Genomic DNA, 12,884 nt, shown 5'->3' with positions numbered 1-12,884 from the left:
CATCAAAATTTGGATAAAAAATATCAAGCAAACACCAAAAAGTAATGAATCACTTTATCATCAACTTTGCCAAACTAGTGAAACTCCCAGTTAACAACAAGTTGATTGTATCTAGCTTATTAATCGCAATCAACGGCATCCTGGTGACAGGTATCCTAGGGACATCGGCAAATACCCCAGCCAAACCCGCACCCGCAGCGACTCCAACCAAAACCACACCAGCAACGACCGCCACCCAGCAATTTGTAGGGCAATGGCAAGCCGAAGATCCGCAAACCGGGGAGTTGGTCACATTTATATTTGCGCCAGAGGGAAAATTATTCATTGTATTTCCAACGTCTGATGGACCTCCGGTTGCCGTCGGAATTAAGTACAAGGTTAATTCCCAGGCTAAACCGGGACAACTTGACCTGGTTTTTAGCAAAAAAGAGAGCATCCTGAGCATTTTTGAATTTATCGATCGCGGTAAACTACGTCTGGAATTAGAGGGACGGCAAGCTGGACAACCCAGACCCAATGCTTTTACTCCCAAGGCAACGATATTTGAGAAAATTTCCGACAGCGCGACATTACCCAAAGACGCCAAAGTAATTGAGCTGGAAAATGCACAGAGTCAAGTGTCCGAAGATTCGCAGCTTCCCAAACCGCAAACGGAAGCCAAACTGTATATCGCGATGGTAAACAAAGCGCAACAGGCTTATTATCAGCAGAAAGGCAAATTTGCCACAAACACTGAAGATTTAGGTTTAGGAGGCGAGCCAGCCAGCGTGTATTACAACTATCGGTTGGTATCACCCGGAAAGGACGCCCAAAGCGTGATGATCGCCGCCCAAGCCAAGAATGCTGAAATTCATAGCTACACAGGTGCGGTATTTGCCACCAAAAAGAACGGTGAAGCCACCACCCTCGTAGCGGTTTGCGAAACCCAGCGCCCCTCAACCTCGGCTCCAGCGATGCCGAAACCGCCGCAGAGTGGCTCATCAGCAGTTCAATGTCCATCGGGTTCGCGTCTGTTACAGTAATCGGCTGCCGTCGCTATCAACAACCCGATTGATTCTCTCGCGATCGCATCGATTGTTAAAATCCAGTTAAATTTCTCGCCTTGACTGCCATGAGTGACACCGTTTTAGACATCCGCAACCTGCAAGTTCAATTTTTAACTGATGAAAAGCAAATTTTGGCAGTTGATGGTATTTCCTTCAAACTGAGTCGCGGGCAGACTTTGGGCATTGTGGGAGAGTCGGGATCGGGTAAATCGGTGACTTCCCTCGCCGTCATGGGTCTGGTGCCAACTCCGGGGAAGATTAGCGGCGGTGAAATTTGGTTTCAAAACTCCCAGGAACGAGGCGGATCTGTAGTGAATCTGCGGGATCTGAGTGCAGAGGAGTTGCGGAAGTATCGGGGTGGTCAGATTTCGATGATTTTCCAGGAACCGATGAGTTCCTTAAACCCAGTTTTTACGTGTGGGTTTCAGTTAGTCGAGGCAATCCGTCAGCATCAAAATGTAACGCCTGCCGAGGCGAGGCGGCAAGCGATCGCGCGTCTCCAAGAAGTCAAACTCCTCGCTAGCGATGAAGAGATGCGACAACGCTATCTAGAAGAAAGACCAGAAGCCAGAAGAGATAGCGAAGCGGAAATTAATCAGCAGGTCAATCAGCAAAAATTGGCAATGCTGGATCGCTACCCCCACGAACTCTCCGGCGGGCAATTGCAGCGGATGATGATTGCAATGGCTATTTCCTGCAATCCAGCGGTATTGATTGCTGACGAACCGACAACCGCCTTGGATGTAACGGTTCAAGCGACGATTCTGGATCTATTGCGGGAGTTACGCGACGCCCGTGGGATGTCGATGATGTTTATCGGTCACGACTTGGGGGTAATTGCTGAAATTGCCGACGTTGTCGCCGTGATGTATCAAGGCAAAATAGTTGAATACGGCTCAGTTGAGCAAATCTTTTCTAACCCTCAACATCCTTATACCAAAGGTTTGTTAGCCTGTCGCCCCAGCCTTAACCGCCGGTTGAAATACCTGCCGACCGTCGCTGACTTTATGGAAGTGGTGAAGACACCTAGCGGCGAAATCGAGATTCGAGAAAAAATAGGCGTTAAGAGTCAGGAGTCAGAAGAAATTCTGGGTTCCACTCAAAACCCAGAAGCGATAGATCCCATCTCTACCACTGAAAAAGCTCTACTCTCTGTCCGAGACCTCCAAGTTGGCTTCCCAATCCAGGGAATGTTTGGTCAAACCAAACGCTATTTGATGGCGGTGAATGGCATCTCATTTGATGTTTATCCCGGCGAAACGCTGGGATTGGTGGGAGAATCCGGCTGTGGCAAAAGTACCTTAGCGCGTACCATCCTGCGTTTGATCGAACCCACAAGCGGGCAGATCGAGTTTGAAGGGGAAGATATTACAAAAGTCAGTAATCGGCGGCTGCGGCAATTGCGACGCGAGATGCAAATTGTCTTCCAAAATCCCTTTAGTTCTCTCGATCCGCGTCTAAAAATTGGAGATGCGGTGATGGAACCGCTACAAATCCATCACTATGGGAAGAATTCTAAGGAAAGACGCGATCGCGCAGCCTATCTCTTAGAGCGTGTAGGCTTAAATCCTGCCTGGATGAATCGCTATCCCCACGAGTTTTCTGGCGGACAGCGCCAGCGGGTTTGTATTGCTCGTGCTTTGGCACTCAATCCCAAATTCATCATCTGCGACGAATCCGTCTCGGCGCTAGATGTTTCCGTACAAGCGCAAGTGCTGAATTTGCTCAAAGAAGTCCAAAGTGAATTTGGCTTAACTTACATCTTTATTTCTCATGACTTGAGCGTGGTGAAATTTATGAGCGATCGCATTATGGTCATGAATCGGGGCAAAATCGAAGAAATTGGCTCCGCCGAAAATCTCTACCGCGAACCGAAGCAAGAATACACGCGCCAATTAATTGCCGCTATTCCTACCGGCAGTCTAGAACAGATTCAGCAGCGTCAGCAAGACCGAATCAAGATATCAGTAGGAGGGCGAGAAATTACTAGTTAAGTATTCATCCTTAGCTCAATCTATACTTTGGGGAAGCGCAAACTATGACCTTAACGAAATCAACAATTACCGATGAGCAGTTTGTCAAACTACGCTGTAGCAGTGACAGTAAAACTCACTATTTCCCGGCTACAGGTGCTATGTATGCCCATCCGATAGATAACGATCAACCTGTTCATCTGTTTGATTTCTTAGGCGTTGATATCTCGCGCTGTATTCAAGATAATTCAACATCCCGCTGGACGCTTGTAAGTCGTAAAATTACACTTTATCTCGATCCCAAAACTGGAGAAATTCTAAAAAGTTGGAAAAACCCCTGGTCAGGTGAAACACTGAATATTATGCACCGTTCTTATGACTACCAGGAGTTCCAGATTCCACAACAGATAGATGCTCACATAACTTCAGAAATATCCTCAGTTTCATTAGATTTCAATATGAAACTGCCCAACCCGTTATCAACGAACCCCAAGTTTGCAGATTATTCGCCAGAGAAGTATGTCCAATCGTCGGATTCCTACAAATTTATTTTTCCGACAAAAATACTATCTGACGAACCCATCAGTGCTAGCGACAATCGCGCTGTTACACTTTCTTATTACCGCATGGGGCCGTGGGAACCGTGGATGAAAATGAAGGGGAAACCCGGCTTTTTAGTCTTAAATTACACTGGCAATAAAACTGATGTATTTGAAGATATCCCTGTAGCCATTAAAGAACAAATCGAACATCGGCTGCCTTTATTCCGCGAAGCTCCAACCTGTAGAATTCAGCGTTCGATTGCTACCAGTTGGAGCCGTTTTGACGAACAATTTGATGCCTACCTACGAGGAGAAGAATTTCCACTACCCGCCCCGATTATAGATGAGCCTTGTATTGAATAAAGCCGATTCTTACTCTTGACAAATAACAAAACTCAGGATTTTACCTTATAACTTCAACACTCAGAGAATAGCGCTTGTTGGCTGCTATTCAAAAAGGGAAAAAACAGACTTATTTGGGTTGGTAGGTTTAGCTTGGCTAATTCATTTCTCATTAAACTTTAATTAATTCAAATCTCTACAGTTAAAATCAATTAAAGTTTAAGTAACACAGTTGGAGTTATAGCAATGACTGAAAATAGACCCTATATTGGTCTAAAAACTAGGGATATTGCGATCGCCTATTTGTTGCTGCGAATTCTGATCGGCGTGAATTACTTTAATCACGGCTTTACTCGCATCGGCAATATTCCCGGTTTTGCTGAAAATACTGTCAACCAACTTGCAAATTCTTATTTCCCGGAATTTTTGGTGAGGATCAATTCTTACTTAGTACCCCCGGTTGAATTAATCGTGGGAGTATTGATCTCCATTGGATTAGCAACGCGCAGCGCCCTAATCGCAACATTTATCCTGATGATCGTCTTGATGATGGGTGTCACATCCATACAAAACTGGGGTGCAGCACAAACGATGCTTATCTACGGGATTGTGCTATTTATATTGCTAGCTGGTAGCAGCTTCAATATTTACTCCATCGATCGCTGGCTTGGCAACAGGCGGACTGTTGCAGGTTCAGGAGATCATCGCGACAAAAACATACTCAACTTTGCCAACAACTTTTGGACAAGACGCAGACGGCAAAAACGTTTGTCTTCCTATACCAGTCCTAAATGATTTCTGAAAGCAAGATTCCCGACTTCTTGGATAAGTTGGGGATTTAAACCACTGGCATCTCGCAACTAAAACAGGATTGCTATATACCAGTTTTAAATAAAGGAATTGCTCATCCTCAGTCACTTTATGGGCGCTATTCTGCGATTCTCCAAACCCCATTATTAAGTCAGTCTCTTAAATAATAGGGGTTTGGAGGATCTGAGGTGTCGTCTACCCTACGCATTCACTGGGGTTTTCACCTCTTGCGGCTGTTGAACCGCGTCTTCTGCCATAAACTCTGCCAACTGCGCCTCAATTTGCTCTTTGACAATCTGGCGATACTCTACGAAATGCTCAATTTGAGCGCAAACTGCTAAATAACTGCTGATTCCGCCTCGATTGTGGCGATACATACTAAACAAGTTGCGCCAGAACTGCCAGCGAGTTTTACGAAGCACACCTTGTCGCCAACAAATGATTAATAAGGCTCGAATCACAACCCAATCTATTTTCTTCTTCGCACGTTTTCCCTTATTCGGATACGTCGCTTCTCCTAATATGCGAAAGTGACGATAAGTGCGGTCTAGAAAACGCTCCGGATCGTACAATGTCCAAAATGCATCGATGTATTCGCGGGCAATGTCTTCTAGAGGACGTGTGGGCACAAAGTTCATCAATGTCGTTTGATTGATGTTGGCAGATTCACCTCGTAGCCGCCCTTCTTTCTTTAACCGATGCCAAAGGGCGGTATCGGGTAAAGCTTGCAACATACTAAATAAAGCGGTGGGAATTGCCGTTTTCTCGACAAAGTTGACAATGCGATCGCCTGCACCGGGTTTTTCTCCATCAAAGCCTACGATAAACCCAGCCATCACCCGCAATCCCGATCGCGCGATCGCTTGAACGGAATCACTTAATGAATCTCGCGTATTTTGGAACTTCTGAGTCAGTGCTAAACTCTCCTCATCGGGTGTTTCAATTCCTAAAAACACCGCTCCAAAATTACACTGAACCATCATATCCATCAATTCTTGATCTTTTGCCAAATCCACCGATGCTTCCGTCGCAAAAGAGAAAGGGTACTGATGTTCCACCATCCACGGTTGCAACTCTTTCAGGAATAACTTGACATTCCGCTTATTCCCGATAAAATTGTCATCCACCATAAAGATGCTACGTCGCCAACCCAACTCATAAAGGCGTTCTAATTCTGCTAATAATTGAGATGGCGTTTTTGTGCGCGGTTTGCGTCCGTAAAGGACAATAATGTCGCAGAATTCGCATTGAAATGGGCATCCCCGCGAAAACTGCACAGACATTTCTGAATAAGCGTCAAAATCTAGTAAATCAAAGCGGGGAACGGGTGTGGAACTGACATCCGGCTTCTCTCCTCCCGCCCGAAAAGTTCCTGAAGTTTCGCCACGTTGCACTGCCTCCACAAACATCGGCAGGGTGATTTCCCCTTCATCCAAAATCAAATAATCTGCGCCTACCGATTCTACTTCTTGAGGTAAAGCGGTGGGATAAGGGCCGCCGACTGCGACTAACTTACCCCTTTGCTTTGCTTCTTTGATTTGATCTAGCAAATCTTCTTTTTGGACAATCATTGCCGACAGAATTACTAAATCTGCCCATGCCCATTCAGCTTCAGTTATTTGGGTAACATTTCGATCTACTAACTTAAACTCCCACTCTTGGGGCAAAATTGCGGCAACGGTCACTAAACCTAAAGGCGGCAACATTGCCTTACGATTTAGCAAGGCTAAAGTTTTTTCAAAGGACCAAAAACTTTTCGGAAATAGTGGATATAAAAGTAAAACTCGCATTAATTGACAATCCTCACGCTTAATTGGTCATTGATGAGAAGAAATGAAAAATGGGTAAAAAATTTCTAATTCCCCATTTTTCACTTGATATCACGCACTTGCACCGACACTGTTTTTCACAGAAGAAACTTTAGCTTCCTGTTTCGATTGTTGTGCTAGATACTCAGCTAACTGCACCTCAATTTGGTCTTTGACAATTTGGCGATATTCAAGAAAATGCTCGTTGTGGGCACAGACGGTGAGGTAATGATCCCAAACGCCAGGATTGCGTTTGATGATACTAAACAAGTGGTGCCAGAACTTCCAGCGAGTGTGACGCTTAATGCCTTGTCGCCATGCCACAATTGCTAAAGCCCTCAACTCCATTAAACCAGGCATTTTAAACGGAACCTTTACTTTCGGTGCGCCCAGCATCAGAAAATGGCGGTAAGCCCGATCTAAAAACTTTTCAGCATCGTATAAGTCCCAGAAGGCGTTGATGTATTCCCTGGTAATCTCTTCTACAGGTCGGGTCGGGATAAAATTCATCACATTGAACTGGTTGCCCGATGCGCTATCCAGCAATCGCCCCTCTTTTTCTAGGCGGAACCAGAGGGCAGTGTGGGGTAAAGCTTGCAGCATTCCGAAAATGGTGGTCGGAATCGCTGTTTGTTCGGCAAAGCGGACAATGCGATCGCCTGCGCCTGATTTTTCTCCATCAAAGCCAATGATAAACCCAGCCATCACCCGCAACCCCGCCCGCGTGATGGTTTCTACCGAGTCAGCAAGCGAAGTTCGGTTATTTTGAAACTTCTTCGTCATCTGCAAACTGGCTTCATCTGGCGTTTCAATTCCCAGAAACACGGCATTAAAATTGCACTCCACCATTAAATCCATCAGTTCTTGGTCTTGCGCCAAGTCAACTGATGCTTCAGTATTAAAGCTAAAGGGATACTGGTGTTCCGCTTGCCAGGTTTTTAACTCTTTGAGAAATAACTTGACGTTGCGCTTATTACCGATGAAGTTATCATCCACCATGAAAACGCTACGACGCCACCCTAATTGGTAGAGATACTCTAACTCCGCTAATAGCTGTTCTGGTGCCTTCGTCCGGGGTTTGCGACCATACAAAACAATAATGTCGCAAAATTCGCACTGGAAAGGACAACCCCGCGAAAACTGCACCGACATCGTATCGTAAGCATCAAACTCCAGCAAATCAAAACGCGGGACAGGAGTTGTCGTCACATCCGGTTTTTCCCCATCGGATCGGAAAATCCCACCCTTGTCACCTCGTGCGATCGCTTCCATAAACATCGGCAGGGTGATTTCCCCTTCATCCAAAATTAGATAATCTGCACCCGCATTAGTGGCTTCATCAGGCACAGAAGTCGGATAAGGGCCACCTACCGCAACCGCTTTACCGCGCCGTTTGGCTTCTCGAATTTGAGCGAGTAAATCCTCTTTCTGGACAATCATTGCCGAGAGAATGACCAAATCCGCCCACTCCCACTCGTCTTCTGTGACGTTGCGAACGTTTCGATCGACCAGCTTGAATTCCCATTCTTGAGGCAAAATTGCGGCAACCGTCACTAAACCCAGCGGCGGCAATAAAACCTTGCGATTCACTAATTCTAGGACTTTCTCAAAAGACCAAAAAGTTTTAGGAAATAAAGGATAAAGCAGTAAAACTCGCATTGAATTGGCAACCTCGGACTAATTTTAGTGATTCGTAGCAGGGGCAAATTGTTCTATCACTTTCGACGTGCGATCGCTCATGAAGGAGTCATTAAATTGACTGAATACAATATGCCGCTAGGTTTTCGCTAATGATGAATGGATATTCCATGCTAACTAACTCAGTAGCCGAATGTAGTTAACCGTTGGTTAGGGGGGAGTGGGAACCTGATATCCACCTACTGACTCTGGACTTTCTGCCTCCCTACTCCCAGACACTACCAGTAATTTTGATTCCTGCCGGTTAACGAGCCTTTTCATTTCAGAGCGATCGCAAAAGCCCCTGTTCTGTTAGCAATCCCGAAACAACCCTGTCTTATACACCGACAGGATTTTTTTCTTTTACAGATGCCGATGAGATATCTTCCATCTGTTGCAGTTTTGCTTCTTCTGCCTGAAACTCAGCTAACTGGGCGTCAATTTCGTCCCGCACAATCTGGCGGTACTCTAGAAAATGCTCATTATGAGCGCAGACTGCGATGTAATGCTCAAAAACACCAGGATTGCGTTTGAGGATGCTCAATAAGTGGTGCCAGAACTTCCAGCGAGTAGTGCGTTTGACACCCTGACGCCACATCACAATCAGCAGCGCTCGCAGATCCACTAAATTTGGTAATTTAGCAGGAGCCTTGCATTTGGGCGCACCCAGCATCAAGAAACAGCGATAAGTCCGATCCAAAAACTTTTCGGCATCGTATAGTGTCCAGAAAGCCTCAACGTATTCTCTGGCAATCTCTTGCAGGGGGCGAGTGGGGACAAAGTTCATCAAGGTGGTTTGATTGATGTTGCCATCTTTACCCCGTAGACGACCCTCCTTGTCTAATCGATGCCACAGCGCTGTATTGGGTAAGGCTTGCAGCATGGCAAAGGTGGTAGTGGGAATCGCATTTTGTTCGGCAAATCGGACAATGCGATCGCCTGCGCCAGCTTTCTCCCCATCAAAGCCAATAATAAACCCAGCCATTGGGCGCAATCCGGTTCGCGTAATTGCCTCCACCGCCTCACCCAGAGAACTGCGCGTATTTTGGAACTTTTTCGTTAGCGACAAACTCTCTTCATCTGGCGTTTCAATTCCCAGAAACACCGCATCAAAATAGCACTCCACCATTAAATCCATCAGTTCTTGGTCTTGCGCCAAATCAATCGAAGCTTCTGTATTAAACCGGAAGGGATACTGGTGTTCTGCTTGCCAGGTTTTTAACTCTTTGAGAAATAACTTAACGTTGCGCTTATTGCCGATGAAGTTATCATCCACCATGAAAACGCTACGACGCCACCCCAATTGGTAGAGATACTCCAACTCTGCTAATAGCTGTTCCGGTGCCTTCGTCCGGGGTTTGCGACCATACAAAACAATAATGTCGCAAAATTCGCACTGGAAGGGACAGCCCCGCGAAAACTGCACCGACATTGAATCGTAAGCATCAAACTCCAGCAAATCAAAACGAGGAACCGGGGTTGTCGTCACATCGGGTTTTTCCCCATTAGAACGGAAAATCCCCTGTTTTTCGCCCCGCTGAACTGCCTCAACAAACATCGGCAGGGTGATTTCCCCTTCATCTAAAATCAGATAATCTACACCCGCTTTTTGAGCTTCCTCCGGGACAGAAGTTGGGTAAGGGCCACCACACGCTACCAGTTTGCCGCGCCGCTTGGCTTCCTTGATTTGATCAAGTAAATCCTCTTTCTGAACAATCATTGCCGAGAGAATGACAACATCTGCCCATTCCCACTCTTGTTCTGTAACGGTGCGGATATTTCGATCGACCAGCTTGAATTCCCACTCTTGAGGCAAAATTGCCGCCACGGTGACTAAACCCAGCGGCGGCAATAAAACCTTGCGATTGACTAATTCCAGAATTTTTTCGTAAGACCAAAAAGTTTTAGGAAACAGGGGATAAACTAATAAAACTTTCATTGAATTTAAAACCTCACACCTTTTTAAATTTCAGCTATTAGCTAATACATAGCACACGAGCCTAGCTGAATCTGGCAAGCTTAGGTTAAGTCTGATAGCTTTTTTAACGCAAAGGTACGCCAAGGGTGACGTAAAGGTACGTAGAAAATCAGTAAGAGGTCTTGATATGTCTAAGAAACTCTTCTGAAGACAGCCTCTAACCTCCTTGGCGTACCTTTGCACTAACCTCTGCGTACCTTTGCGTTAAAACAACCTTTTAAATCTAATTTCTACTCGTTCTTAGCTGTCAGCTGCTTTTTTTGAACTCCGCTTATTTTCAGCACATCGCTGAATGTGGCACAGTAATTCGGCAGACCCAGGGTAGCCGGGTTGACGGGATCTTGGTAGGTAAAATGACGGTAGCGCAAGCAGAACCGATCCCAAGGTGCCATCTGAATTCGGAACAAGAGGATGAAGAAATCAGCTAGCCAGGGAGACAGGGGCACGCGAAAATAAATTTTCTTGTCTAAATAAGCACAAACTTCTTCTACGGCTTCGTTGACCGTTATGGGTGCTTGACCCAAAACCAGCTGTCGAGGTTCCGAGGGGCGAGGAGGATGTTCGATCAGGAATCGTACCACTTGGGCAATATCTCGCCCGTGCATATAGTGGAAACTGCCGTCGGCTTTAAAAAAGCGAATCAGGTCAATCAACTTTGCCACCCCTGGCAATCCTGAAGAAAGATGGGAGTAGGGTTTGTTGGCATCTCCTCCGAGAACCAAGGTCGGAAAGAGGGTAGTGATGCGGGGTGCGATCGCTAATTTCGATAAGCGCTGCAAGCAGTCATACTTAGAACGAATGTAGTCTGTCCCTAGTTCTCCCGCTTCTTTCAATAATTCGTTGTCGCGTCCGAGGATGCTAGCGGTAGAAAAGTAAATGACTTGTTCGCACACTGCGGGGTCGAGCAAGTTTAGCAACCGGATGGTTTTAATCACATTCACGTCAAATACCGCTTGGGAGCCGCCCCAAGCGGTTGCAGCTAAGATCGCGACATCGATTGTCTTGAGTAGATTTCCCACTCGTTCAATGTCTCGCAAATCAGCTTTTACAACGGTGATTCCCGGTCGAGATTGGTAGTCAATTTGCAGTTTGTCTGGATTTCTGACTAACAGATACAGCTCGTGTTCGGTTTCTTGAATCAGGCTTTCGCTAATGTAGTGACCAATGCAGCCACTCGCACCAGTTACCAAAATCCGCTTGGGGTTCATAAGGGTTGGTCATTCGTCCTTAGTCAAGAATGATTCGTCTTTAGTTCAATGACTAATGACTAATGATTTTTGACTGATTTGGCAGTTTCAAAGAAGAAAGCTACGTTTTCTTCGGGGGTACTGGGTAAAACACCATGACCGAGATTCATGATATGACCTTTGTTTCCGGCTTTGCGGATCGTGTCATAAATGCGATCGCGGATGAACTCTTTTGAGCCAAATAAGGCACAGGGGTCCATATTTCCCTGTACACCGATGTTTGAGCCAAGTCTTGTCCTTGCCTCTGCCATGTCTACCGTCCAATCTACGCTGACGATATCCGCGCCGGATTGTGCCATCCTCTCCAGAATGCCAGCACTACCATTGATGTAGAGAATCAGGGGAGTATCCGGATGCGTCTGTTTTACCTGGTTGAAAACTCGCTGCTGATACGGTAGAGCAAATGTCTCGTAATCTTGCGGACTCAGTTGTCCTGCCCAAGAATCGAACATTTGAATGACTTGGGCACCGCTATCAATTTGGTAGCGGACGTAAGTTGCGATCGCATCCGCCAATTTACCCAAAAATTGATGCAGCATCGTTGGCTCTGAAAAAGCCATACTTTTAATAATTGCGTAGTCTTTCGAGCTTTTGCCCTCAATCGCATACGCTGCCAGCGTCCAAGGGGCACCCACAAAACCCAAGACAGTTGCTTTGTTGCCGACTTCTTGGCGTAATGTTTGCAAAATTTCACCGATAAAAGGCAGCGATTCCCCAGGTTCTAGAGGATGCAGTTTATCAATTTGCTCTTGGCTGCGGATGGGCGGATCGATGACTGGTCCTCGGCTTTCGATGATATCAAAGGGAATGCCAAGTCCCGGCAACGGAGTTAAAATATCAGAAAATAAAATTACCCCATCTGGCTCAAAGGCACGAAACGGCTGTAGGGAGATTTCGATTGCCAGTTCTACTTTTTCCGAGCGATCGCGAAACGCAGGATACTTATCTCTTAAATCTCGATAAGCTTTCATATATCTACCCGCTTGCCGCATCATCCACACTGGCGGACGGTCTAAAACTTCACCACGGGCTGCCCTCAGCAGATACGGAACTTGGGTTGCAACGGTCATTTACACTTCACCTAAAGACTTATTTAAAGGCATTTGTTTAGCTTATCATTGTCGGATTCCCCAAGTTTAGTTTTGCGATCGCTTCTCTTGAGTTTGCCCGCCATGAGAGAGGCAATCCACGCTAAACCCTTCTAGATAGGGTATCAACTCCTAGAGACATGGAATGTGCGTTTCCCTAGTAGTAGTCAGCGAGCCTGAGTGACTCTCCGACACGCGAAAAACCCGGCTTCTTGAATCAACCGGGTTTTTCTGTTGCGTGCTTTTTTAACTACCTATTGAACGTGAGTTCGGGATAAGAGAGGGGCAAAACAGATAGGCTGAAAGCGCGAATTCTCATCCATCTGCTTACCCCATGTTCAGTCTAGAAGACCTGTTCTGCTCCGTCGATGAT

The 12,884-nt window shown here is 46.1% G+C and carries 9 protein-coding genes; 4 read left to right on the top strand and 5 right to left on the bottom strand.

From position 1 onward, the window contains the following. The first annotated feature begins 44 nt into the window (after nucleotides 1-44). From NDI44_RS16145 to NDI44_RS16130, 4 genes are all read left to right on the top strand, one after another. Entirely contained in the window at nucleotides 45-1,022 is a 978-nt protein-coding gene (locus tag NDI44_RS16145) for a type IV pilin-like G/H family protein (protein WP_190411113.1), read from the top strand. An 89-nt stretch (nucleotides 1,023-1,111) separates the two neighbouring features. Next, complete coding sequence (locus NDI44_RS16140; protein ID WP_190411112.1) at nucleotides 1,112-3,040, top strand: ABC transporter ATP-binding protein; 1,929 nt, start codon at nucleotides 1,112-1,114, stop codon at nucleotides 3,038-3,040. Between the two features lie 44 nt (nucleotides 3,041-3,084). Continuing rightward, nucleotides 3,085-3,924 (top strand): DUF1838 family protein, encoded by an 840-nt coding sequence (locus NDI44_RS16135; RefSeq protein WP_190411111.1) that lies wholly within the window; start codon nucleotides 3,085-3,087, stop codon nucleotides 3,922-3,924. A 225-nt stretch (nucleotides 3,925-4,149) separates the two neighbouring features. Next, a complete protein-coding gene (locus NDI44_RS16130; protein ID WP_190411110.1) occupies nucleotides 4,150-4,698 on the top strand; it encodes a DoxX family protein in 549 nt (182 codons plus the stop codon). A 215-nt stretch (nucleotides 4,699-4,913) separates the two neighbouring features. Here the strand turns inward: NDI44_RS16130 and NDI44_RS16125 are convergent, their stop codons facing one another. The 5 genes from NDI44_RS16125 to hemE form a co-directional block, all read right to left on the bottom strand. Further along, a complete protein-coding gene (locus NDI44_RS16125; protein ID WP_190411109.1) occupies nucleotides 4,914-6,503 on the bottom strand; it encodes a B12-binding domain-containing radical SAM protein in 1,590 nt (529 codons plus the stop codon). A gap of 90 nt (nucleotides 6,504-6,593) precedes the next feature. Then, nucleotides 6,594-8,180, bottom strand: coding sequence for a B12-binding domain-containing radical SAM protein (locus tag NDI44_RS16120; protein WP_190411108.1), 1,587 nt, complete (start codon nucleotides 8,178-8,180; stop codon nucleotides 6,594-6,596). Nucleotides 8,181-8,535: 355 nt separating this feature from the next. Beyond that, entirely contained in the window at nucleotides 8,536-10,137 is a 1,602-nt protein-coding gene (locus NDI44_RS16115) for a B12-binding domain-containing radical SAM protein (RefSeq protein WP_190411107.1), read from the bottom strand. Nucleotides 10,138-10,406: 269 nt separating this feature from the next. Further along, nucleotides 10,407-11,384, bottom strand: coding sequence for an NAD(P)-dependent oxidoreductase (locus tag NDI44_RS16110; RefSeq protein ID WP_190411106.1), 978 nt, complete (start codon nucleotides 11,382-11,384; stop codon nucleotides 10,407-10,409). A gap of 59 nt (nucleotides 11,385-11,443) precedes the next feature. Next, nucleotides 11,444-12,493, bottom strand: coding sequence for a uroporphyrinogen decarboxylase (gene hemE / locus NDI44_RS16105; RefSeq protein WP_190411105.1), 1,050 nt, complete (start codon nucleotides 12,491-12,493; stop codon nucleotides 11,444-11,446). Nucleotides 12,494-12,884 lie beyond the last annotated feature (391 nt).

Origin of the sequence: Trichocoleus sp. DQ-A3, assembly GCF_039961975.1 — a bacterium.
Classification (GTDB): Bacteria; Cyanobacteriota; Cyanobacteriia; order Cyanobacteriales; family FACHB-T130; genus FACHB-T130.
This window is presented reverse-complemented; position numbering and strand designations above follow the sequence as displayed.